The following is a 23,604-nucleotide window of genomic DNA, read 5'->3' on the forward strand; positions in this document are numbered from 1 at the left end:
ATCCGGTCCGTCTGCAGACCCCGGCACTTCCCGACACCCGGCCCGTCTGCAGGACCGAAGCACGGATGCGGGACCAGACACCTGTTCTCGTCCCGCATTCGTGCCCGGATCCTGCAAACGGTACGAGGAAACCCCAAGCCGACTTCGACATCCGGGCCGTCCGAAGGCCGAACACCCCCGGCACCCGGCCCGTCTGCAGGACCGAAGCACGGATGCGGGACCAGACACCTGTTCTCGTCCCGCAGACGTGCTCGGATCCTGCAAACGGTACGAGGAAACCCCGGTTCGCGGCCCCGGCCGTTCGGTCGCTGGTTCCTGAAGAGGTCTTCAGGAGGCTTCAGGGTGGCTTCAGCACCGCCGGGAGAGCATCGAGACATGAACGACAAGAACTCGACCCCCGACCAGACGCCCGAGAACCTCCCCGAGAACTCGACTCCGCCGGCGCCCCCCGCTCCGCCCGCGCCGACTCCGGCCCACGACGCCGAGACCGTGCCCGTCGCACCGCTCGCCGCTGACACCGGCGCTCCGGCATCCGTTCCCGCAGCCCCCGCGAAGCGTGGTCGCAAGCGTGCCCTTCTCATCGGCGGTGGAATCGCGGCCGCGGTGGTTCTCGCCGGCGGCGGCGTGGCCATCGGAGCAGCGATCGGCGACGAGTTCGGCGACGACGACGACCGTCCTTCGGTCTCCGACGGCCCCCGTGGCGACGCCGACGACAACGGCGGACAGCCGGGCGACGACCGAGACGACCGCGACGACGACGGAGAGCAGGGCGCACCCCAGGGCGGGGGCCCGGTGACCGACATCGGCGCCGACTCCGCCGACGAGCTCGTGAAGATCGCGGATGCCGCCCGCGGCGCAGCCGAAGGCGACGTGACGTCCATCGACGCGAAGCGCGACGGCACCTGGGAGGTGCAGCTGACCACGGCGAACGGCAGCGAGACCGAGGTGCGGGTGGATGCCGACCTCGCCGCCACCGTCGTCTCGACCGAGCAGGACGACGATGACTCCGCCCCCACCCACACCCTCGACGAGTCGGCCATCCGCGCACTCGTCGATGCCGCGCTGGCCGAGGCCGACGGCATGATCACCGACCTCGACGCCGACAACGACGAGGTCAGCCCCTACGACGCGTCGGTGCTCACGACCGACCGCCGCTCGATCGACATCGACTTCAGCGCCGACTTCGCCGTCGTCGGCACCGACATCGACGACTGAGCACCCCGCGTCGTTCCTCGAGCCGCCGGCCCCACGGGTCGGCGGCTCGACGCATCTCCGACGAGTTCGGCACTTTCGCATCATGATCCGTTCACCGCGCGGTCTCTGTAGGTGGGTACGGTCTCGATCGCAGACCGAAGATGCTGTCGTCAGGGGAATCCATGCCGGTCACGGTGCACACGTACTTCTACACACCCGCGCGGACGGACTCCGTCGTGCGGGTGCTGCAGCAGCTCACGACAGAGCTGAAGCGCGTCGAGTGGCGAGTCTCCGATCATCGCTCGGTGGCGTTCAGCACACGACGGACGCTGTTCGAGGGACCCGCCGACGTGAGGGTCGTCGCGACTCCGATGGCTGAGGGCGGATCCGACGTGCGGATCGCACTGCAGTCGCCGGCCCGTCGCCGGATGACCTCGAAGGCGGCCGACCGGCTCAGCGAACGGATCCAGCGGGCGCTCGGCTGAGCGCGAGCCACGGCCCGCATCCGGCGGATAGCATCGGAGTCATGACGAATTCCGGCCGCATCGACGATGTCTCCATCGGCGGCGAGATGATCCGCCTCGGGCAGTTCCTGAAGTACTCGGGTCTGCTCGACTCGGGTGGCGACGCCAAGGAGGTCGTGATCGACGGTTTCGTGAAGGTCAACGACGAGGTCGATCGTCGTCGGGGCCGTCAGCTGCACGACGGCGACCTGGTCACCTTCGAGGGCCGCACCGTCCGCGTGCGCCCCTGACGCCGGCAGCGATCGCCGTCACCGCCGCGTCGCGTAGCGGAGGAACATCACCCCGCTGCTGAAGCGCTTGTCGTCGAGCAGTTCGAGATCGACGTGCACGTCGCCGGGGAAGAACGGCTTGCCGCCCCCGACGATACCCGGACCGATGAACAGGCCGAACTCGTCGACCAGACCCGCGCGGATCGCCTCGGCCGCGAGCGTCGGCCCGTCGACAGAGAGGTCGCTGTCGGATTCGGCTTTCCAGCGCTCGATGGTCTCGGGGTCGAACGTGCGCTCGAGCCGCGTGCGCTCGCTCGACACCTCGGCGAGTGTCTTCGAGAAGACGACCTTGTCGGCCGCCTGCCAGACCCGTGCGTAGTCGATGCCGACCTGCGGCTGATCGGGCTCGAGGTGGGCGGTCTCCCAATAGACCATCGTCTCGTACATGCGCCGCCCGTAGAGATAGGTGCCGACGTCGGCGAACTGCCTGTTGATGAAGTCGTGCAGCTCCTCGTCGAGCGCCCAGTCGAATCCTCCGTGGGGCCCGCTGACATATCCGTCGAGCGACGTGATCATGGAGAAGATGAGTCGGCCCATGCGGCGAGGCTACTCCGCGTGCCGGGGGTTGGTCGACCCCCTCGCTGCCGCTCTCTCAGGAGGAGATCTGCCCTTCGGGAGGAGCAATCCTGCGAATCTCTCCTCCCGAAGAGCAGTTCTCCTCCCCCAGCGACATCGACGACGGCCCCGGGCTTCGCCCTTAGCGACCTGAGTCCGCAGACGCAAGGCGCTGGCCGACATCCCGACCTCGGCGCACGCTGGAGTCATACCCCCAGACCAGCGACCGAGAGGACACCCCATGTCTCGCGACCAGTACACCTTCGTCAACCCGGCCGAGCTCTATTCCGACATCGAGCCCGAGAAGCAGCACATGCCCGAACCCGGGCTCGACGCCGACCTCGCCCCGAAGGCCGACCTCGGCGAGGAGAGCTACCGCGGCACCGGTCGTCTCACCGGCCGCAAGGCACTGATCACCGGCGGCGACTCGGGCATCGGAGCGGCGACCGCGATCGCCTTCGCCCGTGAAGGAGCCGACGTCGCGCTCTCATACCTTCCGGAAGAGGAGGAGGATGCTGCGCGCATCGCCGGCATCCTTCGCGACGCGGGCGCCACCGTCGCGCAGATTCCCGGCGATCTGCGCGACCCCGAGTACTGCCGCACGCTGGTGGCTGAGGCGGTCGGCGCGCTCGGCGGCCTCGACATCCTCGTGAACAACGGCGGCAAGCAGGTCTACCAGGAGTCTCTGACCGACATCACCGACGAGCAGTTCGACGACACCTTCAAGACCAACGTCTACGCGATGTTCTGGATCACGAAGGCGGCGCTGCCGCACCTCCCTGCCGGTTCGACGATCATCAACACCACCTCGATCCAGGCGTACTCGCCGTCGGGAATCCTCGTCGACTACGCGTCGACCAAGGCCACGATCAACGCCTTCACCAAGGGCCTCGCCGACCAGCTCGCGCCGAAAGGCATCCGCGTGAACGCCGTGGCTCCGGGGCCGATCTGGACGCCGCTGCAGCCCAGCGACGGACAGCCGCAGGAGAAGCTCCCGGAGTTCGGTGAGGACACGCCTCTCGGCCGCATGGGTCAGCCTGCCGAGCTTGCTCCCGCCTACGTGTTCCTGGCCTCGGCCGAGTCGAGCTACGTCGCCGGCGAGACGCTCAACGTCAACGGCGGCATGCCCACACCGTGACCCGCTGACAGCGAACGCCCCCTCCCGAAGCGACCGGGTTGGGGCGTTCCCGTGTTCGGCACCCCGTTGGCGATGTCGGGGGTACGAGGCAATATGACGGTATGGCAGACGGATACGACCTCGATTTCCTTCCGACGCGAGTCCCCCTGCCCCGACCGGCGCAGGATGCGACCGAGCTGACCTACCCGCGCTTCACGGTGCTGCTCGACCGCGACCGTCGGCTGGCCTCCGTGACCGGCGTGAACATCGACGGAGCGCTGCTGCGCGAACTGCCGCGCACCGGCGAGTGGAGGCTCGACCCCCGGATCGACGACGAGCTGCAGACGGGTCCTGATGTCTACGCGCGCAACGACCTCGACCGCGGCCATCTCGTGCGGCGGCGTGATCCGGGATGGGGCGATGTCGATGAGGCGAGGGATGCCACCGAGGCGACCTTCTTCTATCCGAACGCCGCCCCGCAGTCGGCAGGATTCAACCAGTCGAAGGACCTCTGGCTCGGCCTGGAAGACCATGTGATCGAGTATGCCGAGACGACCGATCAGCGTGTCTCGGTCTACACCGCGCCTGTGCTGGGTGACGACGACCCGCCGTATCGCGGCATCCGCATCCCGCTCCGGTTCTGGAAGATCGCGGCCTGGCAGACGCCGGATGGCCTGTCGGCCGCAGGGTTCGTGCTCGATCAGTCCGAGCTGGTCGACACCCCCGACGGCCTGCTCGCCGCGCCGCCTCTGGGCGCCTTCCGCACGTTCCAGGTTCCGGTCGCCGAGATCGCCCGAGTCACGAAGATCGACGTGGGACCCTTGCTCGACGCCGATGTGCTCGCCCGGCCGAGTGCGCGATCGACCGAGTGGCGACCGCTCGCCTCCGCATCCGACATCACGCTCTAGGCGTCTACCGGTTCATCGACGCGACGAGGCACGCCGCTGCCACGGACGAACCCCTGCATCCTCACCACCGGGTGGACGTGCTCGCGGAGGAGTGCGGTGGTCGTCCTCTCGTCCGCGGGTCATCCCAGCCAGGCGAACGGGTGAACGCCGCCACGATCCGGGGAGGAGAAGTCGCGATCGGGGAGAGATGCGACTCTGTGACGGCGTTCGTGCGGATGATCCGCGGTGATCCGACTGGGTGATCGAACGGTTCAACCATCTCGTGAACCGCGCGCTCGCACGCCGAGAAGGGGGCGGATTCCGAGCCGGGAACCGCGGTCTCCGGTGCCGACGCCCCGTCTCTCAGTAGTGCGGAGTGCCCGCCGCAGTAGTGCCGCACAGAGCGCAGTCCGGGCACACGCGCCGACGGCCGCGGTCGGGCTCTGTCAGATCCACCCAGGACTCGTCCCGACCGATGGTCCTCGAGCAGTCGTCGCACCGCCGCCGACGGTCGGCGACGAGCAGAAGCCCTGCGAGCAGCAGCAGCACCGCGGCGATTCCGACGAGGAAGAGCGAGCCTGCTCCCGTCATCGCCAGCCGAGTCGGCTGCTCGTCGACCTCGCCGGACATCGTCGAGACGACATCGAACGCGAGCGCGGTCGACTCATGTCCCTCGTTGCGCTGCGATGCAATCGTGGCGGGGATCTCGAACCCGATCTCCACGGCCACCGTCTCACCCTGGGCGACCCGCACCTCGGCGATGTCGACAGTGCCGGTCATCTCTTCGGCGAGTGCGGAGAAGCGCTGCCGCCCCTCGACACCGCCGACGCTCCAGAACAGCTCGACCTCGCCGGCGAGGTCGGGATTGCGAGCGCCGCCGGGCACGCTCTCATCCAGGCGCAGCGACACGGTGAGGCCGGCTCGCGCAGGACCGCTGTTCGTCAGCATCAGGGTGCGTTGAGTGCGATCTCCCGGCGCGGCGATGCGCCGACCGACGAACGACGACTCCGCGGTCGAATACCCCCGGCCCGACCAGTCCAGGTGCGTCGCCGGACCGTCCCAGGCGGCCTCGGCAATCGCATCCCCTGACTGCGAACCACCCCCGGATGCCGGTGCCACCGCCCTGTCGACGGGTTCGCCGGTCGTCGAGACGCCGGTCGTCGAACCCGCCGCCACGGCAGGGAGCACGCCCACAGGAGAGAGCGCCCCCGCCAGCATGAGCAGGAGCACCACGGCGAGGATCCAGGCAATGGACGTCTCCCGTCGGGTGCGACGGCGTGCGTCCGCGAGGAGGCCGTCCACTCCGTTCATCGCCGGCTCCGCTCGGCATCCGTCGCGTGCGACAGCATCTCGCGCAGCGAATCGTCGTCGAGCGAGAGGAGTCCGAGCCGCGCGACGTGGAGTTCCTCCTCGCGGATCGCGATCTCCCGCTCTCTGAGATCGAGCTCCCGGATCCGGAGGTCGTCGGCGACAGAGAGAACGGCAGGGGCCGCGGATGCCGCGGGGGCGTCGTTCACGCCCCGTCCGGAGGTCATGATCACGCGGGTGCGAGGCCGCCGGAAGGTGGTCCATGCGCCGTAGCCGAGAAGCCCGGCGCCGAGCGCGACGCCGAGCACCACGATGTTGTCGGTGGCCCACTGGCGCACCCATCCGAGGGCGGGGAGGCTGTAGAGCATCACCCCGCGAACCTGCTCGGGAGACACCGGCGCGTCGGCGGCGGAGTTCGCGTCACCCTGAGTGATGAGCCTGCAGTCCGTGCCGTCGTCGAACGTGCCGACGGTCTTGCCCACGACGCGGTGGGTGATGAGAGCCGGGTCGCCCGGCTCCGGAAGATAGGTCACGATGTCGCCGACCCCGATCTCGGTGCACACCTGATCGGGCGCGACGCCTCGCACCGCCACGACATCACCGGGCGCGAGCGTCGGCTCCATTGAACCGGTGAGCACCGTCAGCGAGGTGCCGCCGGATGCGCGCGGGACCACGAGAAGCGCGGCGATGAGCGCGAGCACCGTCACGACCAGCGCGATCGATACGGCCCGTCCGGCGATGCGCCAGGGCGACTCGTACCAGCTCCTCGGAATCCTGCCCGTGGTGCGCATGCGTGCGTCTCTCTTCATGATCGTGAGCGACGGAGGCGCCCCTGTCTCGGGGCGCCTCCCGACGGTGGGTCTCAGAACTGCTCGCCGGTGTCGCGAACCTGCTCGAGCGTGAGGTTCAGCCCCGACAGCGTGTCGGTGAGCGCGACGTCGGTGCGGTCGGTGACCGTCGACGAGAAGGCGCCGTAGACGACGACCGTCACGTCTTCGGTGGTCTCGGCCATCGAGAGCACGGTGGTGCCGTTCGCGTCCTCGAGGCCGGCGCTCTGACCCGTCTGCGGCGCCGACAGGTACAGCAGCGTCGCATCTGCCGCGACGGGCAGCGCGATCTCAGGCTGCACGAGCGCACCGTCCTGGTAGACCTCGTAGGTGTAGGTCATGCCGCTGATGTCGTAGTCGTTCGCCGTGAGACCGTCGAGCGAGAGGCGACCCACTAGGTTGTCTCCCTCCAGCGTCACGTCGGCCGAGAACGAGGCCGCGACCTTGTCGCCGGGCACGATGCGCCAGGTCGACGCATCCGCGGGGGCCAGCGCGTGGCCGAGCTGCGAGCCGTCCGTGCCGACGACGGTGGCGGTGGCGTCGTCGCGGTCTGCCGAGACGTCCCAGAAGGTCGTGTCGGCAGTCTGCACGACGTCGAGGTCGCCGGCGGTGATCTGTCCGCCGCTGAAGCCGTCGGTCGCCGTCCACAGGGCGAACGTCGACCCGCCCGCGAGCAGTGCGGCGGCGCCACCGGCGACGAGCAGCAGAGCGCCGCGGCGCTTCTTCCTCTCTTCGGTCACGACGATGATCTGAGGGTTCTCGTTGGACATGTTCTTCTTCCTTCTCCTGGGTGGTGTGTTTCTGCTTCGGCGACTAGCGCGTGGCGTGATCGCCGGGTGCGACGGCGGGGTTCGCGTTCGTCACACGGGGATCGATGCGGATCACGAGGTCGGGTTCGCCCGCGGGATCCGGATGCACCGTGCCGCTCCACGACGAGTCGTCGCGCGACAGGCTGCCGTCGTCGCCGGTGCCTTCCGCCCACGCCGTGTGGTCGTAGACGCCGATGGCGTTCAGCGATGCGGGAAACGCGACCGCGGCGTCCCACGTGTCGACGTCGCGGTTCTCGCTGCCATCGACGGCGATCCCCTGGGCGCTCGCCTCCGAGACGTACACGCCGTCGGCTCGGTGGTTCCAGATCATCGCGACGCACCATGTCTGGCTGACCGTGGCGCCCGTGGGGTTGGCAGCGGGCTCCTGCAGCGTCCGATCGGACGCGTCGAGCAGGTGAACGTTCACGGCGGCTTCGCCGTCGACGGGCGCCTCGGGGATCATCGAGCAGTCGTCGCCGAGGCCGGCCGGGTAGATCCGAACGGTCGAGTCCGCCAGCAGTGTGCCTTCCTGGGCGACGCCCCCGGCGAGCTCGGCCGAGCGACCGTCGTGCCAGACCTGATCGCCGAGCGTGACGTCGTAGTCGAGTCCGGCGATGCCGAGAGCGGCCCCGGTCACCTGAAAGCGCCAGATCACGGGTTCTGTTCTCAGGCCGCCCTGATCGAGCACCGTGGCTATCTCGGTGCCGGGCAGGGTGATCTCGACCGGCTCGCCCGACGCCGACAGCACACGCTGCGACTCGGCGACGGCTCCGAAGATCACTGCTCCCGTGCGGAGCTCAGGCACCACGACCGCGTCGTTCGCGGTCCACAGCGCGTTCGCTGTCGAGACGACCCCGAAGGCCATGACACCGGCGATCGCGGCGGTGAGCGACAGAGTCGAGCGCAGCCTCATCGACCGGCACCGTTCGCGCGCACCTGATCGAGACGCACGATGAGGTCGCCCGCGGCCCAGACTCCCGCGGCACTGTGAACGTCGGAGTCCGTCCAGGCGTAGTCGCCGCGCACCTCGACGGTCACGATCACCGACCATCGATCGGACTCACCCTGCGACGACCCCACGAGACCGGGAACGGCCAGCGGCGTCCCGTCGGCAGAGCCGGTCGCGACCGTGTCTCCCTCGGCATTCTCCACGCGCAGTGCGATCGCGATCTCGCCCGTCTCCTCCTGCGCCCGCACTGCGTCGGGAGACGCGAACTCGACACTCAGCGCTGCGGTCAGATTCTCGCCGCACAGGTAGGTCTCGAGCGGCTGCGTGATCTCGATCACGTCGCCAGGCATCGTGAAGAAGTCCTCGGGCGTGGTTGCCAGGTCGCCAGACCGCGGCTCGGTCACGCCCGGGGTGATCTGCCGCCAGGATGCGTCCTCCGTGGTCATCGAGAGGTCGCCGGCCTGCCACAGAGACCCTGCGAAGGTGTCTTCCGACGACCACAGCGCGTAGGTGCCGGCGCCGATCGCCGCGACCGTCAGGGCTGCGACGGCGATCACGCTCACGACCAGGGGCAGCGTGCGGCCGCGGGGCGGAGCCTGGACGGCGGTCATCGTCCCCACCCGTCGGCGGTGCCGTTCGAGACGATCGTGCCGCACGCGGCGACCTTCGCGTTCTCGCCGACGGCGAGCTGCGAGATCGAGCCGATCACTCCCTGCGCGCCCAGGCGCAGGTCCGAGTCCGTGACGACGATGTCGTGCAGGCTCGTGATCCAGTCGTCGGTCGATCGGTTCGTGACCGTGTACACGAAGCACACCGCCTGTCCGTCGACGAGGCGCGCCCCGCTGAGCACAGGCCTACCCGTCTGCTCGATCGTCGCGGGAGTCGAGGCATCCGCCACGTCGGCGTAGGCCCGCTTCTCGATCTCGATGGTCGGGTCTGTGGCGAACAGGAACGCGCTCACCGACGGCACGACCAGCCCGTCGTAGTTCTCATCCTCCGAGGCGACGGTCGCTGCGATGGTCGCCTCGGTGTTCGCCGTGACATCTCCGTCGGTCGCCTGCAGCACGATCGACTCCGTCGAACGCGCGCCGGGGGCGATGACCGGAGTGGAAGTCGAGAGACCGACTCCATGCGCGACGCCCACTGCGTCGATCTTCGACGAGAAGATCAACGGCGATGTCGGCACGGGCGCACCGGCTCGCAGCATCATCGAGTAGGACTTGCCCTTCTCGTCTCCCGTGACCAGCGTGAACCGGGGAGAGGTGACCTGCAGCGGATTGACGAAGGTCACTCGAGGGTCGGCAGAGACCGCAGCAGCGGTGTTCGTCAATCCCGATGTCGACGTGACGCGACCGGCCGCGAGAGTCGCCGAGACGGATGCCGAGTCGTCGACCCGCGCGACCACGTCGAACTCGAGTCCGTTCTCACCCGCGACAGGAGTCACGGCGACGACTCGCGGATCGAGGCGCTCGGCATCGAGGGTCTCGGCGGTCGCCGCAGCGCTCAGCTGGATGTCATCCGCGGTGACGGTCGACGGGTCGAGGGGCAGCGAAGACCTCAGCGTGTAATGGAGGTCGCGACTCATCGTCGGGTCGTTCTGACCGCTGGCCTGATCGAGCGTGAGAGTCGGGCGGCAGTTGCCGGTCACCGCCGCCGTGCGGCTGAACTGCGACGACGTCAGCTGCGGCGTCGTCTCGACGTGCGTCTGCACGCGCACGAAACCCGAGACGTCGCCCGTCGTGGCGTTCACGGCCTGCGCGGAGGCGGGCACGGTGGCGCCGGCGAGCGGCTGCGGTCCGACGGGCAGCGAGAAGGCGACGGATGCCGCAGCGGCGGTCACTCCGGTCACGCGCCCGAGGTGGATCTCGGCTGTGCGGTCGCCCGTCCAGTAGAGATCGAGCGACACGGGTCCGCTCGGCACCGACTTGCCGCTGCCTGCAGGTTTCGCCACTGTGATCTCCGCGGTGCATGTTCCGCCCGTGAACGTGGTGCGGGGCGCTGCGACCATCGCGCCGCTCGAGGGAGCCGCCACGACCGACGCCGCAGCAGTGGGGTACCACGTCGACACCGTCTGGTTCGATTCGGTTCCGTTGTCGACCAGGAGCGAGCCTCCGTCGCCGGTCTCCTCCCCGGTCGCCGGCCTGCCCTGCGACCCTGAACGCGTGCCGAAGGTGTTGCCCGAGACGGTGGTCAGACCGCTGCGCGAGAGACGGATGCTCGACTCGTAGCCGTCGAAGTAGTTGTCGGTGATGCTGAGCCCGCTTGGCACCGTGCCGCTGCGGGTCAGGCCGTCCCAGGAGATCGCGATGGTCTGCCCCGACGTCGCGCGTACGAAGTCGTTGCGCGAGATCCGGTTCTCTCCGCTCAGGGTGCCCGGGGGCAGCGTGACGAACGCGTACTCGTCTCCCGTGCCGTTTCCGACGGAGTTGAGGAACTGGTTGCCCGAGATGTTCAGGTTCGACAGCCTCACACCCGTCGTGCTGTTGTTCGAGAACTTGAAGGCCGTCGCCCCGTTGAGGTTCCTCACGGTCGAATCGGTGAACGAGAAGCCGTCGAGGACGACGTTCGCGTCGCGCGGCGAGAAGGTGGTGAGGTTCGTGCGGCAGCCCGAGCCGTCGGATCCGTTGCACACGCCGCCGGCCGTGTAGCTGACCTTCACCCGCGCGATGGAGATGTTCTTCATCGGTGTGGCGGTCGTGGCGTTGAACAGGAACAGCCCTGAGGTCTGCTGTCCCTCGTGGTAGAACCCCTGCAGCTCGTAGTCGCTGACCGAGATGTCGCTGGCACCCTGGCGATAGACGACGAAGCGCTCGGGGTAGTAGTTCTCCTTCGTCACGGTCGAGCCGCCCGCGAGGCTGACCCGCTTCGCCTGCTCGCCCATCACGATGGACGTGCCGCTGGAGAGGATGTCGCGGAAGTTCTTCAGCGCGACGTCCGGACCGTTGATCTCGAATGCCGCCGCCTCGGTCGACTCGGAGGTCGGAATGATGGAGACACGGTTGTCGAGGTCGAGCGTGACCGGTGCAGTGATGCGATAGAAGGCGCCGTCATCCCAGGTCGACACCGCGCTCGTCTGCATCCAGTTCGCGGTGGAGCGGGTCATCACCGGACGGATGATGCCGCTGAGGCCGGGCTTCACGCCGATGACGACGGCCCCGGGCGCACCGTTCAGGGCATTCGACTCCTCGAGCGCGGCGCGCAGCGTGCAGGAGCCGTCAGCTGTCCGGCACACGCCATCACCCGGTGTCTGATCGACTCCCGAGAACGCGAGGCTGGTGATCTCGAGCTCGTGGCTGGGCGCGGACATCGCCGGAGCCGCCACCAGGAGGCCGCCCATGATCAGGGCGACTGTTGCCGTCACGGCAGAGACGACACGCACGCGGCGCGCCGTGCGGCGGCGCCTGCGTGATGTTCGACGGCCTTCTTCTCGCGGGCTCGCGCTCACAGCTGTCGTCCTCCGGGTGGGTCCGCGCGACGCATGTCGCGCTCGAGTGATGGGAGACCGCGGGCACGATGTGCGCAGAATGGGCGGTCATCGTAAGCATGCGGTCGACGACCCGCCCGCCGCAGGGCTCTCGGTGGGCTTCAGCATCCCTCCGCTTCGATCTCAGTGGAGCTCCCCGGCCGTTGCGTAGCGGGGTCGCACGAACCTGCGGGATGCACGTCGCCGACCCTCAGTACTGCTCCTGCGGGTACTTACCCGTGCCGCTCCTCATGCCGCTGGCCGATCGTGAGTACGCAAGGTCGGCACTCGCCGCTCGTACTACACGGGATTCACCTCACGAGCGACGCCGCCACCGGGAAGGCTCATGCGAGGGAGCAGCCGCGTCACCCCCCGCCGCGCGGCTATCTCTGACAGGTCCAGGAGAGTAGCTTTTGCATAGGAACAGCACGTGAGGAAGCGGGATCTCATGGTGGTCGGTCGCGAAGAGAGTCTCGCCGCAGCAGTGGACCTCATCCAGGCGGGCGTCAGCATCGACGTCGTCGGCAGCCGCGGTTCAGGTCGCAGCGCTTTCCTCAAGGCGCTGCGTGCCCGGGTCGAGCAGGACGAATGGACGGTCGTCTCCGTGCGCGGAATCGCGTCGCTGCGCCAGCATCCGCTCGCCGCACTGCATCTCGCCGGCATCGGCGCGACCAGTGGTCAACGGCCGGGGCCGAGCCTTCACGAGACCGCAGACTCGCTGCGCCAGGCGCTCCGCGCCTCGCGCTTGGTGCTGTTCCTCGATGACTGGGATGACCTCGACGAGTCGTCGTGGGGTGTCGCGGAGTCGGTGCGACGCGAGTACGGCGTGCCGATCGTGCTCTCTCGCCTGCAGGGTCTTCGAGCCAGACACACTCCGAGCGGCCTGCCCGCGTCGACTCTCGAACCCTCGTACGTGATCGACATGACCCCGTTGCGCTTCGAGGAGCTCGAGACGGCTCTCGAGAAGTATCTGTCGCACCCGATCGAGGCGAGCACGATGAGCCGGGTGTTCGCGAAGTCGGGGGGAAACATCGGCCTCGCCCTGAGCCTGGTCGACGCGACCGTGCGTGAGAAGCGTCTCGTGCTGCGCGGCGGCGAGTGGACCGCCACCCGCGATCTGTGGAGCAGCGGACTGCGAGCCGTGCTGGAGGCGCACCTCGAGAGCCTCGATGACGCCACGCGTGATGCGCTCGAGATCATCGCGATCGTGGGTGTGGCCGATATCGACACGGCGAGCCAGCTCGTCGACTGGGGCACGCTCGAGCTGCTGGAGGAGCGCCGGATGATCACCTTCATCCCCAGCGGCGACCGGCAGCTCGTCGCCGTCATGCCGCCGCTGCTGGTCGAGTTCTTCCGGCACGAGCCGCTCACAGCGCGACGCACGCGACTGACGAGCCAGATCGTGCGACAGCTGAGCACGCCCGAGTCGGTGTGGTCGGTGCTCACCGACCAGCAGTCGTCTCCGACCGCGTCGGGTGGTCAGGATGCTCTCTTCGTCCGGCTGCTGCAGGAGCGTGCCCGCGCACGCCGTATCGTGACGGCCGCCGAGTGGGAGGCGAACCCGACCGCCGCCAGTGCCGTGCGCTACATCCGTGCCCTCATGCACACGCACACAGCGAGGGTGCGAGACGTGATCGCCGACGTCCTCTCGTCTCCTGCGACGCGCACCGGGGACGACGCCAGTCGTGCCGAGTTCGCCGCGCTCAAGGCGGAGTGGACCGCCTACGTCGACGACGACCTGCAGCGAGCGGTCGCGCAGCTGCAGGACGACGCCCAGACGGTGGGTGCGCACGCCGGGATGCTGCGGGCTGTCGAGGTGCAGCTGCTCGCGAACCTCGACACCGTGCCCGCTGACTTCGGCAACCGCCTCGAGGTGTCCGACGAGCTGCCCGCGGCGGTCAAGCTGATGATGCTCGAGACCCAGATGAGCGTGCTCGTCAGCCTCGGTCGTTTCTCCGACGCGCTGCGGGTCTTCGGCCTCATCGAGGCGCTCGAGCACGAGGAGCAGCGGTACACCCCTCGGGTGCTGCTCGGCATGGCACTGTTCGGCCAGGGCGACCCGGGCGCCGCTCTCGACGTGCTGCAGCGCGGGTTCGACGAGGCGCACGGCTACCTCGACATCGACGCCGTGCGAGCCTTCGGCACCGCCGCATCGCTGTGTCATCTGGCAGCGGGTGATCATGCGGCCGTCGACGACCTGCTCGAGGTCATCTTCTCGGCGGGAGAGCCCTCACCGCTGCCGCCCGGAGTGCAGCTCTCGCTGTTCGCGGTCGCCGCCGTGGTCGCCATCCGACGAGGGCAGGTGACGACCGGCGAGCGGCTGGCCGCCGACCTGGATCAGCTCGGAGCAGAAGACGGCCCGCTTCCGGGGCAGAGCAAGGCGTGGCCCCAGGTGCAGCTGCTCGCCTTCGACGGAAGCACCGAGAAGGCCGCCGAGCTGCTCGCCCGCTCCGGCGACGCCCTCTGGAACCGCGGAGCCCGCGTGGCAGGGCTCACCGCCCAGCTCTCCGCCGTCGAACTCGACCCGACGCCGACCCGGCTGTCCGCCGCGATGGCGCACGCGAAGGAGCTGCCGGAGGCGGCAGGGCTGGCGGCCCAGGCCTCGTTCGTCAGCGCGCTGGTGCAGCGGGATCCCGTGGCGATGCTCGCCGTCGCGGACGAGCTCGACGTGCGCGGGCTCACCGGTACTGCGCTGTCGGCCTGCCGCTTCGCGCGGGCCTGGTTCGCGGCGGGGGCGGACGACCTCGGACAGCAGCGCGCGGTCGAGCGCGAGGAGCAGATCCGTGCCCGTCACCCGGGGAGGAACTACGACCTCGCGCGGTTCGGTGCGACAGCTGTCACCCTCACCGACCGCGAGAAGGAGGTGGGGCGCCTCGCCGCGGGCGGCCTCTCCAACTCCGAGATCGCCTCCCGACTCGTGCTGAGTGTGCGCACGGTCGAGAGCCACATGCACCGGATCATGCGCAAGCTCGACGTCTCGAACCGCCGAGAGCTGCGGCGTCACGCCGAAGCGCTGACCTGATCTGAGCGCTGCCTCGACCCGCGGCATACCGGTCGACAATAGGGCTTGTGCGGCGAGTCGGCTGGTGTCACGCTTGCCTCACAGTTCTGTCGCGCTGTAACGCGACAGCTGGGGTGCCGCCCATTGACGGCATCGGATGGGGCGCCCTTTCTGCCGCCTCCCCCGTGGTGGGGGCGTCCCGTCCTCCCCCGGATCAGCCGACGATGCCCGCTGACCGGCGCCGCCGATGCGGCGTGTCAGCTGAGACGCGTCGACAGCGAACGCGCCTCTCGCTCCCAGGCCTGGGTCGCGACCTGCACGGCGTCCCACGGCGAGCCGAGTGGAGGCGTGTACGACAGGTCGAGATCGCTCATCTCGGCCACCGTCATGGCGTGGTGCAGCGCCGTGGCATACGTGTCCACTCGTTTCGAGATCTCGGCGCCGCGCGTTCCGACGAGCTGAGAACCCAAGAGGCGTCCGTCGAGCGTGTCACCCGTGACACGGATGCTGATGGGAGTGGCTCCGGGGTAGTAGCGCTTGTGATCGTCCGCGATCGCGGTCTGACTGTGCGGCGCGAATCCCGCCTCGATCGCCTCGTGGTCTCGCAGGCCCGTGCGTGCCGCCACGACGTCGAACACCTTGACGACCTGCGTGCCGAGGCTTCCGGCGAAGTGCGCGTCGCCGCCGATCGCGTTCTCTCCGGCCACGCGCCCCTGCTTGTGAGCGGTCGTGCCGAGCGGCAGATAGGTGACGCCGAGCAGGCGGTGATGAGTGACCACGCCGTCACCCGCCGCCCAGACATGCGGCAGACCTGTGCGCATTCGGTCATCGACGACGACCGCCCCGCCGGCACCCGTCGCTGCTCCCGCTGAGGTGAGCAGGCCGGTGTTGGGGCGCACGCCGACAACGACGAGCACCAGGTCGGCACCGCGCGAGAACGGTGCGCCGTCGCGGGATCCCGACACCGTGAGCCGCCCCGCGTCGCGAGAGACCTCTTCGACCCGGGTGTTCGTGAGCACCTCGACGCCGTGTCGGGTGAGTTCGTCGTGCACGAGCGCGCCGAGCTCGGGGTCGAGGGTCGAGAGCACTTCGGGCCCGCGCTGCAACTGGGTGACCCGAAGTCCGCGAACCGTGAGCGCTTCGGCCATCTCGAGCCCGACATACCCGGCACCCACGATGATCGCCGTCTCGGGCTGATGCTCGTCGAGATGGCGCTGGAGCGCGAAGGTGTCCCCCATGGAGTGCAGCAGGTGCACGCCGTCGTCGGGGCCGAGCCTGTCGAGACCCTCGATCCCGGCCGTCGACGGAGACGCCCCGGTGCCGACCATGAGCTCGTCGTAGGCGATGCTCGACTCGGTGCCGTCCTGGTCACGCACGGTGAGCCGCTGCCCCTGCACGTCGATGCTCGTGGCGAGGGTGTTCAGGCTCAGCGTCATGCCGGTGGCCTCGAGATCGGCGTGCGTGCGGTGAGCGAGGGACTGCCACGGCTGCACCTCCCGAGAGAAGTAGTACGGGATGCCGCAGATCGAGAAGTTCGGGTAGGCATCGGCCACGACCACGGTGACGTCGACCGAGGGGTCGAGTTCGCGGGCCCGCAGTGCGGTGGAGATTCCGGCGTCGCTTCCGCCGATCGCTACGAGATGCATGACTGCCTTTCAGGGCTGGGTTTCGAGGTACTGGGGAACCACGACACGGTCCGCGGCACGGGTGGCCGTCGGGTAGAAGACGAGCAGGAGCGCGAGGCCGAGAGCGGCCCCGACGACCTGCGCGACGACGAACGGAACCACCGAGCCGGGCGCGATGCCGGCGAACGTGTCGGTGAACATGCGCGCGATGGTCACAGCCGGGTTCGCGAACGACGTCGAGCTGGTGAACCAGTACGCCGCGCCGATGTAGGCGCCGACCGCGGCAGCCGTCGCCGATGCGGTGCCCGTGCGGGCGAGTGCGAAGATCAGCAGCACCAGACCGGCAGTGGCGACGACCTCGCCGACCAGGTGGCCGCCGGTCGCGCGGTCATGAGACGAGAACCCGGGCGCGGTGTCGAACATCACCCCCGCCAGGAGGGTTCCCGCGATGCCGCCGAAGATCTGCGCGAGCACGTATGGCGGGAGGTCGCACAGCGGCAGGCCCGTGCCCTCGCGGCGTCCGATCAACCAGTCGGCGATCGACACGACCGGGTTGAAGTGCGCGCCCGAGACGGGGCCGAGCATCAGGATCAACACCGACAGGCCCAGCGCCGTCGCCAGGCTGTTCTCGAGCAGCTGCAGCCCGACGTCGTCGGGAGACAGCCGCTGGGCGGCGATCCCCGACCCGACGACGATGGTGACGAGCAGACCAGAGCCGACGAACTCGGCGGCAGCGCGACGCGGCAGAGAGGGGCGAAGAGTCCCGAGGCGAGACGGAGGGGAGATGTTCATGTCGATTCATCTTGACCCGCGCGGGGTAGTTCAGTCAAGATTGAAACAATGAACATTGAAAGAATCACGGATGTCGACGCCCGGGCTGCGAAGCACGCCGCGCTGGGTGACGCGTCCCGCCTGCGGATCGTCGACCTGCTGACTCTCGGCGACCTGTCCCCCACCGAGATCCGGGCGGCGCTGGGGCTTCCGGCGAACCTCATCACGCATCACCTGAACACGCTCGAAGCCGTCGGGATCGTGGCGCGTTCGCGGTCGGAGGCCGACAAGCGGCGCAGCTACGTCCACCTGACCGACACCGCACTGCACGGACTCATGCCGGGGCGGGTCGAGCACGCGAGCCGCGTCGTGTTCGTCTGCACCGCGAACTCGGCCCGGTCTCAGTTGGCCGCCGCCTTGTGGTCGGCGCACAGCAGCATCCCCGCATCCTCCGGAGGAACGCACCCCGCCGAGCGGATCGATCCTGGCGCAGTGGCGGCGGCAGATCGCCACTCCCTCGATCTGCCCGATGACTCGCCACGCGCCCTCGATGCGGTGTTGACCGGATCCGACTTCGTGGTGACCGTCTGCGACAACGCGCACGAAGAGCTCGGCGTCTCTGGCCACCTGCACTGGTCGATCCCCGACCCGGTGCGCGTCGGGTCCGTCGACGCCTTCGACTCCGCCTACGACGAGCTGGAGCGCCGGATCATCCAGCTCGCGCCCCGTCTCGCCGCGAGCTGAACCCCACCAGAAAGAGAACCCGTGACCGACACCGCCCCTACCGTCCTGTTCATCTGCCAGCACAACGCCGGCCGCTCGCAGCTCGGCGCCGCTCTGCTGCAGCACCTTGCCGGCGACCGCTTCGTCGCGACCTCGGCAGGCCTCTCCCCCGCCGACGGGGTGAACCCGGCAGTGGCCGCCACCGTCGCAGAGCTCGGCATGGACATCACAGACCGGGTGCCCCGCGCCGTCACGAGCGACGACCTCGATGCTGCCGATGTCGTGGTCCTGATGAAGCCAGGGCTCGCCCTGCCCTCGACCCCCAGCGGCGAGGTGCTGGAGTGGTCGTTCCCGAACCCCGAGTCGTGGGATGCCGACGCGGTGCGCCCGCTGCGCGAGGCCGTCGCCGCGAAGATCCGGGAGACGCTGCTCACGCGCTGAGCTCGAAGCCCCGCCGCCGACGGACTACTTCGCGAGGCGGCTACGCACAGCGCGCTCGGTGAGCACAGTGAGATAGTCGGTGACTCTGCTGTTCGAGATCTTCCCGAGTTCTTCGACGGCGAGCGACGAGATGTGCTCATGCTCGACTTCGGGATAGCGCTCAGCCACTCGGTCGGTGACTTGCTTCACGATCTCTTGAGGGTCGATATTGGTCGCCACAGCAGCATGGTACGACGAACAGGTCGGCTCAGCCTAGAGCGGGATTCGGGGCCCGATCACCTCAGTTGAAGTCGCCGCCCGGCGCCATGTCCATGAAGCGCGAGTAGTGCCCCTGGAAGGCCACGGTGATTGTCGCCGTCGGGCCGTTACGGTGCTTGGCCACGATCAGGTCGGCCTCACCCGGACGAACGTCCTTGTCGTAGACCGAGTCGCGGTGCAGCAGGATCACCATGTCGGCGTCCTGCTCGATCGAGCCGGACTCACGCAGGTCGCTGATCGCGGGCTTCTTGTCTGTGCGCTGCTCGGGACCACGGTTCAGTTGCGACAGTGCGATGACAGGAACCTGCAGCTCCTTGGCGATGAGCTTGAGGCTTCGCGAGAACTCCGAGACCTCCTGCTGGCGCGACTCGACACGCTTTCCCGACGTCATCAGCTGCAGGTAGTCGATGATGACCATCCGCAGACCCTCGCGCTGCTTGAGTCGCCGGCACTTCGCACGGATCTCGACCAGCGTCATGTTGGGGCTGTCGTCGATGTAGAGGGGGGCGTCGTTGATGCGGCCTCGAGTGGCCGCGACGGTGGTCCAGTCCCGCGGGTCGAGGTTTCCCTTGCGCATGTTCTGCAGCGGGATCTGACCTTCGGCGCTCAGCAGACGCATCGCGATCTCGCTCTTGCCCATCTCGAGCGAGAAGAAGACGGAGGGGATGTTGTGGCCGATGGACGCCGAGCGCGCGAAGTCGAGCGCGAGGGTCGACTTACCCATCGCAGGACGCGCGGCGACGACGATCATCTGCCCGCCGTGCAGGCCGTTGGTGAGCTCGTCGAGTTCCTTGAAGCCCGTCGGAACGCCCGTCATCGACCCGTCGCGGCCGCTGGCTGCCTCGATCTCTTCGAGCGCGGCATCGACCGCGATCTGCAGCGGCACGTAGTCTTCGGCAGTCTCGGATCCGGTGATCGAGTAGATCTCTGCCTGGGCGTTGTTGACGATGTCGGTGGCGTCGCCCTGTCCGTCGTAACCGAGCTGCACGATGCGGGTGCCCGCATCGACCAGACGGCGAAGGATCGCCCGCTCCGACACGATGCCCGCGTAGTAGCCGGCGTTAGCCGCAGTGGGGACGATCGAGGTGAGGGTATGCAGATAATCGGCACCGCCGGCGCGACTCAGCTCTCCCGTCTTGATGAGCTCGTCGGTGACGGCGACGACGTCCGTCGGCTCGCCGTGCGAGTAGAGCGACAGGATCGCCTCGAAGATGAGCTCGTGCTTGGGGATGTAGAAGTCGGCGCCCTTGAGCGTCTCGATCACATCGGCGACGGCATCCTTCGAGAGGAGCATTCCACCCAGCGCGCTCTGTTCGGCGAGCGTGTCGTGCGGGGGTGTGCGCTCTGGTGGACGCTTGCCCCCGAGGCGCTCCTCTGTGATGTCGGCGATCGACACGCTGCTCCCTTCGATGCGACGTTCTTCCGGTGTGCTCGGTGCCGACTGCGTCGGCCGCTCGATGCGATTCAGCTCGAGAAGGACCGTTCGCACAGCAAACCAGGCACTTCCGACATCGGGTCGCTGCACCACGCTACGAGCGGGTGTTTTCGGTCGCAACACGCCCTGTGGATAACTATGTGGAAAGCGTGCGAACAAGTCCGGAGAGTCTGTGCAGAACGCATGTGGATAACTCGGTGGAGTACCTCGAAACAGGGTTCTATTTTTTACCCTGGTCTGGGATTTAGAGTTTCCCCACCCTGTGGATGAGAACGTGGTTCAACTGGGCATTGAAGGTTGATCGCATCCGGTGGGGGATGTGTAGAACCTGGGGAAAGTCAAGCCGAGATTCAACCGGGCGCGTCACACTGCGCAACCCCCTGAAATGTGCGCGAGATGTCATCGTTTTCGAGCGGAACCCTCTAGACATCGCGATATGCCGGGAGTATCGTCACCGGCAATCGACGCAGTGCGCGTCGTGAACGAACGATCGCTCTCGGGGGAGGGAAGTCGACGTGAACGCTCAAGAAGCCCGGCGCGGCCTTCCGGCTGTCGCCCTCTGGGGCAGCCTGGGCGCGGTCGCGTGGGCGGCGATCACGATCATCACGGGAGGGTCGTCTGCCAGCGCGGACGACAGCTCGAGCGATTCTCTGCTCGACGGCGTCTCCTCGGTCGTCAGCGAGACGGTCTCGACCGTCGAAGACACCGTCACGGCAGCGACCACGCCGATCGTGGCGCCGGCCGCCCCCGTCGTCACCCAGGTCGTGGCCCCGGCCGTCACCCAGGTGGTCGAGCCGGTCGTCACCCACGTCGTCGAGCCCGTCGTCACACACGTCGTCGAGCCGGTAGCGACCCAGGTCGTCGAGCCGGTGCAGCAGGTGGCTCAGCCGACCGTCGAACACGTCGCGGAGACGATCGCGCAGGTTCCGGTCGTCGGCCCGGCGACGTCGCCGATCGTCGACATCGTCGCCGACACCACCGAGGCCGTCGTGACTCCTGTGGCCGATCTGGTCGACGGATCCCCGGTGGCGCCGATCGTGACACCTGTGACGGACCTGATCGCAGGACTGCCGATCGTCGGAGATGTGACCGGCGATCTCGGAGTGCCCGCGGTGATCGACGTGGTCGTCGGTGTCGTCGACGGGACGACACCGATCGTCGGAGAGGTCGTCGACAACACCGTGCCGCCGATCGTCCCGGGCCTCACGCCCACTCGGCCAGCCGTTCCCGCATCCGGGCCGGACTCCGATCCGGTCGGACCGATCCCTGCCGCAGCCGATGCGCGGACGGGCCTCCACTCCCCTGCGGTCGCGCGCCTTCAGCCAGTCGACCCGGCAGCATCCGGACTCCAGCCGGCAGCACCCATCACTGTGCCCGCCACGAGTGCGCCGGCATCCGATGACCGGCCCTCGCCTTTCTCTCCGCCCTCCGGTGCCCCGGCGGCGCCGTCTTCCTCCGCCGGTTCGAGCGGAGCCTCCTCACTCTCCCCCGCGCACCTCAGCGACGCGGGTCTTGTGGCGTTCCGTGCTGTGGAGCGCACTCCTGGTGCACCCGACGACGTCCTGCCGACGTCTCTGGTCGCCGACACCGACGTCTCTCCTGACTGACGGGTTGTCCGGTCGTTCTTCGTGAACGACAGATGCCGTGCTGCGCGCGCACATGCTCTTCGCGTGCACCCATCCAGACATACCCAGTTCCAGTCAGGAGAAGAACATCATGCGTACTTACATCAAGCGGGCCCTGTGGGGCACGCTGCTCGCCGGCGGGATCACCCTGCTCGGCGCAACAGCCGCCAACGCGGCAGACACCTCAGGAGAAGACGGTCTGCTCTCGGGCACCCAGGCGGATACCGCGATCACGGCGCCCGTCACGATCGTCGACAACGCTGTCTCACTGCTCGGAGATTCTTCCGCGCAGCAGGCCCCGGCTCCCGTTTCGGCGCCAGCACCGGCTCCGGCTCCCGCACCGGCCCCCACCACGAGCGGTGAATCCGGCACCGCGTCGGGCACCCAGGCCGTCGTGGACGTCATCGTTCCCGTCACGGTGACCGGCAATGCGATCACCGTGCTCGGCGACTCGTCGAGCGAGTCGGCGGCGCCGGCCGAGGTTCCCCAGGCACCGGCCCCCGCCCCCGCCCCGGCTGTCACGACGAACGGCGATGACGGTGTGCTGTCGGGCACCCAGGGCCTGCTTCAGGTCGACGCGCCCATCACCGTGTCGGGCAACTCGATCGCAGTGCTCGGCGACAGCGAGACCCTCGGACAGGATGCCGCAGCACCGGCGCCCTCGAGCGGCAGCGCAACCGGATCCACAGCGCCGTCCACGTCGGGCGACGACGGCGTCGCGAGTGGCACGCAGGTGACCGCACCCGTGACGGCACCCGTCACCGTCGGCGGCAACGCGATCTCCGTGATCGGAGACAGCGAGAGCACCGGAAGCAGCGGCACCACCGCACCCGCATCCGGATCCGGGGGCAGCACCACTGCACCGGAGACCTCGGGTACCGACGCGGTCGGGAGCGGCACGCAGGTGACCGCACCTGTGACGGCGCCCGTCACCGTCGGCGGTAACGCGATCTCCGTCATCGGAGACAGCSAGTCGACGAGCGGAACCGGCTCCACCGGAACCACCGGGGCAACCCCGTCCACCGGCAGCACCACCACCGGTGACGACGGAATCCTCGGCGGAACCCAGGTCACCGCACCCGTGACCGCACCCATCACCGCCAGCGGCAACGCGATCTCCGTCATCGGAGACAGCGAAGCCGACGGAGGAGCCGGCAGCACCGCACCCATCACAGGAACCCCGTCCACCGGCAGCACCACCACCGGTGACGACGGAATCCTCGGTGGAACCCAGGTCACCGCCCCCGTGACTCTTCCGATCACGATCGGCGGCAACGCGATCTCCGTGGTAGGCGAGAGCACCGTCACGGCTCCCCCGAGCGATCCCGGAACCGACCCGGGAACGGATCCCGGCACCGACCCCGGAACGGACCCCGGAACGGACCCCGGCACAGATCCTGGAACCGACCCGGGGACGGACCCCGGCACAGATCCCGGAACCGACCCCGGCACGGACCCTGGGACCGACCCCGGCACGGACCCCGGCACCGACCCCGGCACAACTCCCGGCGCAGTCACGGGAGTGGGCACCGACGCCGACGCCGGCACGTCCGCGACCGCCGTTGCAAGCGGCGCCGCCGTGACGGCATCCGCCCCGGCAGAGGGACTCGCCGCGACCGGTGATTCCACCTCGTTCGGCTTCGCATTCCTCGCTGCATTCCTGCTCCTCCTCGGAGCCGGAATGCTGCGTCGTCGCCCCATGACGGCGTAGCCGCAGACCCCGGCGGTGTCGACGTCCTCGGGGGAGGAGATGCGACACCGTCGGTGTGCGGATCCCGTGATGCCCTGAGCAGGTTCCCCAGACCTGCCCGCGTCAGCGATGC

General features: G+C 68.6%; 21 protein-coding genes. 10 read left to right on the plus strand and 11 right to left on the minus strand.

The annotated features are described in order from the left end of the window. The first annotated feature begins 375 nt into the window (after positions 1 to 375). The 3 genes from ASF87_RS05880 (at position 376) to ASF87_RS05890 (ending at position 1,948) form a co-directional block, all read left to right on the plus strand. Entirely contained in the window at positions 376 to 1,215 is an 840-nt protein-coding gene (locus tag ASF87_RS05880) for a PepSY domain-containing protein (protein ID WP_235558879.1), read from the plus strand. 161 nt (positions 1,216 to 1,376) lie between these two features. Next, complete coding sequence (locus tag ASF87_RS05885; protein ID WP_056374898.1) at positions 1,377 to 1,679, plus strand: hypothetical protein; 303 nt, start codon at positions 1,377 to 1,379, stop codon at positions 1,677 to 1,679. 41 nt (positions 1,680 to 1,720) lie between these two features. Then, the gene (locus tag ASF87_RS05890) at positions 1,721 to 1,948 is read left to right on the plus strand and encodes an RNA-binding S4 domain-containing protein (RefSeq protein ID WP_042541504.1); all 228 of its coding nucleotides are present in this window, start codon (positions 1,721 to 1,723) and stop codon (positions 1,946 to 1,948) included. Between the two features lie 18 nt (positions 1,949 to 1,966). Here ASF87_RS05890 and ASF87_RS05895 read toward each other — a convergent pair whose 3' ends face one another. Beyond that, the gene (locus ASF87_RS05895; RefSeq protein WP_056374900.1) at positions 1,967 to 2,524 is read right to left on the minus strand and encodes a dihydrofolate reductase family protein; all 558 of its coding nucleotides are present in this window, start codon (positions 2,522 to 2,524) and stop codon (positions 1,967 to 1,969) included. A 259-nt stretch (positions 2,525 to 2,783) separates the two neighbouring features. Here ASF87_RS05895 and ASF87_RS05900 point away from each other — a divergent pair, with 259 nt between their 5' ends. Together ASF87_RS05900 and ASF87_RS05905 are read left to right on the plus strand one after the other, a co-directional pair. Then, positions 2,784 to 3,680 (plus strand): SDR family oxidoreductase, encoded by an 897-nt coding sequence (locus ASF87_RS05900; protein ID WP_056374902.1) that lies wholly within the window; start codon positions 2,784 to 2,786, stop codon positions 3,678 to 3,680. 101 nt (positions 3,681 to 3,781) lie between these two features. Next, on the plus strand, positions 3,782 to 4,567 hold the full coding sequence (locus ASF87_RS05905) for a DNA/RNA non-specific endonuclease (RefSeq protein WP_056374904.1): 786 nt from the start codon (positions 3,782 to 3,784) through the stop codon (positions 4,565 to 4,567). 342 nt (positions 4,568 to 4,909) lie between these two features. On the opposite strand, the gene ASF87_RS05910 is transcribed toward ASF87_RS05905, so the two are convergent. The 6 genes from ASF87_RS05910 to ASF87_RS05935 form a co-directional block, all read right to left on the minus strand. Further along, the gene (locus ASF87_RS05910) at positions 4,910 to 5,857 is read right to left on the minus strand and encodes a hypothetical protein (protein ID WP_056374906.1); all 948 of its coding nucleotides are present in this window, start codon (positions 5,855 to 5,857) and stop codon (positions 4,910 to 4,912) included. Beyond that, positions 5,854 to 6,645 carry a signal peptidase I gene (locus ASF87_RS05915; protein ID WP_162238673.1) on the minus strand — a complete coding sequence of 264 codons (792 nt, stop codon included), beginning with the start codon at positions 6,643 to 6,645 and terminating at the stop codon, positions 5,854 to 5,856. Before ASF87_RS05915 ends, ASF87_RS05910 begins: the two co-directional genes overlap by 4 nt. Before the next feature lie 71 nt (positions 6,646 to 6,716). Further along, on the minus strand, positions 6,717 to 7,451 hold the full coding sequence (locus tag ASF87_RS05920; protein ID WP_056374911.1) for a SipW-dependent-type signal peptide-containing protein: 735 nt from the start codon (positions 7,449 to 7,451) through the stop codon (positions 6,717 to 6,719). Between the two features lie 43 nt (positions 7,452 to 7,494). Next, a complete protein-coding gene (locus ASF87_RS05925; RefSeq protein WP_056374912.1) occupies positions 7,495 to 8,403 on the minus strand; it encodes a hypothetical protein in 909 nt (302 codons plus the stop codon). After that, on the minus strand, positions 8,400 to 9,050 hold the full coding sequence (locus ASF87_RS05930; RefSeq protein WP_056374914.1) for a SipW-dependent-type signal peptide-containing protein: 651 nt from the start codon (positions 9,048 to 9,050) through the stop codon (positions 8,400 to 8,402). Before ASF87_RS05930 ends, ASF87_RS05925 begins: the two co-directional genes overlap by 4 nt. Next, complete coding sequence (locus tag ASF87_RS05935; RefSeq protein WP_056374915.1) at positions 9,047 to 11,818, minus strand: hypothetical protein; 2,772 nt, start codon at positions 11,816 to 11,818, stop codon at positions 9,047 to 9,049. The genes ASF87_RS05930 and ASF87_RS05935 overlap by 4 nt, the downstream gene beginning before the upstream one ends. 514 nt (positions 11,819 to 12,332) lie before the next feature. On the opposite strand from ASF87_RS05935, the gene ASF87_RS05940 reads away from it, so the two are divergent. Next, the gene (locus ASF87_RS05940; protein WP_157550013.1) at positions 12,333 to 14,924 is read left to right on the plus strand and encodes a LuxR family transcriptional regulator; all 2,592 of its coding nucleotides are present in this window, start codon (positions 12,333 to 12,335) and stop codon (positions 14,922 to 14,924) included. A 236-nt stretch (positions 14,925 to 15,160) separates the two neighbouring features. On the opposite strand, the gene ASF87_RS05945 is transcribed toward ASF87_RS05940, so the two are convergent. Together ASF87_RS05945 and ASF87_RS05950 are read right to left on the minus strand one after the other, a co-directional pair. Continuing rightward, positions 15,161 to 16,549, minus strand: coding sequence for an FAD-dependent oxidoreductase (locus tag ASF87_RS05945; RefSeq protein ID WP_056374919.1), 1,389 nt, complete (start codon positions 16,547 to 16,549; stop codon positions 15,161 to 15,163). A 9-nt stretch (positions 16,550 to 16,558) separates the two neighbouring features. Beyond that, positions 16,559 to 17,320, minus strand: coding sequence for an aquaporin (locus tag ASF87_RS05950; protein WP_056374921.1), 762 nt, complete (start codon positions 17,318 to 17,320; stop codon positions 16,559 to 16,561). A gap of 48 nt (positions 17,321 to 17,368) precedes the next feature. Between ASF87_RS05950 and ASF87_RS05955 the strand changes: the two genes are divergently transcribed. Next, positions 17,369 to 18,043, plus strand: coding sequence for an arsenate reductase/protein-tyrosine-phosphatase family protein (locus ASF87_RS05955; RefSeq protein WP_056374923.1), 675 nt, complete (start codon positions 17,369 to 17,371; stop codon positions 18,041 to 18,043). A 21-nt stretch (positions 18,044 to 18,064) separates the two neighbouring features. Next, positions 18,065 to 18,463 (plus strand): arsenate-mycothiol transferase ArsC, encoded by a 399-nt coding sequence (locus ASF87_RS05960; protein WP_056374925.1) that lies wholly within the window; start codon positions 18,065 to 18,067, stop codon positions 18,461 to 18,463. Between the two features lie 24 nt (positions 18,464 to 18,487). Here ASF87_RS05960 and ASF87_RS05965 read toward each other — a convergent pair whose 3' ends face one another. Beyond that, complete coding sequence (locus ASF87_RS05965) at positions 18,488 to 18,682, minus strand: three-helix bundle dimerization domain-containing protein (protein ID WP_056374927.1); 195 nt, start codon at positions 18,680 to 18,682, stop codon at positions 18,488 to 18,490. A 61-nt stretch (positions 18,683 to 18,743) separates the two neighbouring features. Further along, on the minus strand, positions 18,744 to 20,117 hold the full coding sequence (gene dnaB / locus ASF87_RS05970) for a replicative DNA helicase (RefSeq protein WP_056376363.1): 1,374 nt from the start codon (positions 20,115 to 20,117) through the stop codon (positions 18,744 to 18,746). 554 nt (positions 20,118 to 20,671) lie between these two features. Between dnaB and ASF87_RS05975 the strand changes: the two genes are divergently transcribed. Together ASF87_RS05975 and ASF87_RS05980 are read left to right on the plus strand one after the other, a co-directional pair. Then, positions 20,672 to 21,763 (plus strand): hypothetical protein, encoded by a 1,092-nt coding sequence (locus ASF87_RS05975; RefSeq protein ID WP_056374929.1) that lies wholly within the window; start codon positions 20,672 to 20,674, stop codon positions 21,761 to 21,763. 109 nt (positions 21,764 to 21,872) lie between these two features. Continuing rightward, the gene (locus ASF87_RS05980; protein WP_056374932.1) at positions 21,873 to 23,492 is read left to right on the plus strand and encodes a beta strand repeat-containing protein; all 1,620 of its coding nucleotides are present in this window, start codon (positions 21,873 to 21,875) and stop codon (positions 23,490 to 23,492) included. Positions 23,493 to 23,604 lie beyond the last annotated feature (112 nt).

Origin of the sequence: Microbacterium sp. Leaf161 (genome assembly GCF_001423645.1) — a bacterium.
Taxonomy (GTDB): Bacteria; Actinomycetota; Actinomycetes; order Actinomycetales; family Microbacteriaceae; genus Microbacterium; species Microbacterium forte.

Bases quoted from the DNA above. Each gene is read 5' to 3' on its own strand.
- ASF87_RS05890 (WP_042541504.1), top strand. From the start codon at position 1,721: ATGACGAATTCCGGCCGCATCGACGATGTCTCCATCGGCGGCGAGATG.
- ASF87_RS05885 (WP_056374898.1), top strand. From the start codon at position 1,377: ATGCCGGTCACGGTGCACACGTACTTCTACACACCCGCGCGGACGGAC.
- ASF87_RS05930 (WP_056374914.1), bottom strand. From the start codon at position 9,050: ATGACCGCCGTCCAGGCTCCGCCCCGCGGCCGCACGCTGCCCCTGGTC.
- ASF87_RS05895 (WP_056374900.1), bottom strand. From the start codon at position 2,524: ATGGGCCGACTCATCTTCTCCATGATCACGTCGCTCGACGGATATGTC.
- ASF87_RS05880 (WP_235558879.1), top strand. From the start codon at position 376: ATGAACGACAAGAACTCGACCCCCGACCAGACGCCCGAGAACCTCCCC.
- ASF87_RS05950 (WP_056374921.1), bottom strand. From the start codon at position 17,320: ATGAACATCTCCCCTCCGTCTCGCCTCGGGACTCTTCGCCCCTCTCTG.
- ASF87_RS05915 (WP_162238673.1), bottom strand. From the start codon at position 6,645: ATGCGCACCACGGGCAGGATTCCGAGGAGCTGGTACGAGTCGCCCTGG.
- ASF87_RS05955 (WP_056374923.1), top strand. From the start codon at position 17,369: ATGAACATTGAAAGAATCACGGATGTCGACGCCCGGGCTGCGAAGCAC.
- ASF87_RS05905 (WP_056374904.1), top strand. From the start codon at position 3,782: ATGGCAGACGGATACGACCTCGATTTCCTTCCGACGCGAGTCCCCCTG.
- ASF87_RS05910 (WP_056374906.1), bottom strand. From the start codon at position 5,857: ATGAACGGAGTGGACGGCCTCCTCGCGGACGCACGCCGTCGCACCCGA.
- ASF87_RS05900 (WP_056374902.1), top strand. From the start codon at position 2,784: ATGTCTCGCGACCAGTACACCTTCGTCAACCCGGCCGAGCTCTATTCC.
- ASF87_RS05945 (WP_056374919.1), bottom strand. From the start codon at position 16,549: ATGCATCTCGTAGCGATCGGCGGAAGCGACGCCGGAATCTCCACCGCA.
- ASF87_RS05920 (WP_056374911.1), bottom strand. From the start codon at position 7,451: ATGTCCAACGAGAACCCTCAGATCATCGTCGTGACCGAAGAGAGGAAG.
- ASF87_RS05925 (WP_056374912.1), bottom strand. From the start codon at position 8,403: ATGAGGCTGCGCTCGACTCTGTCGCTCACCGCCGCGATCGCCGGTGTC.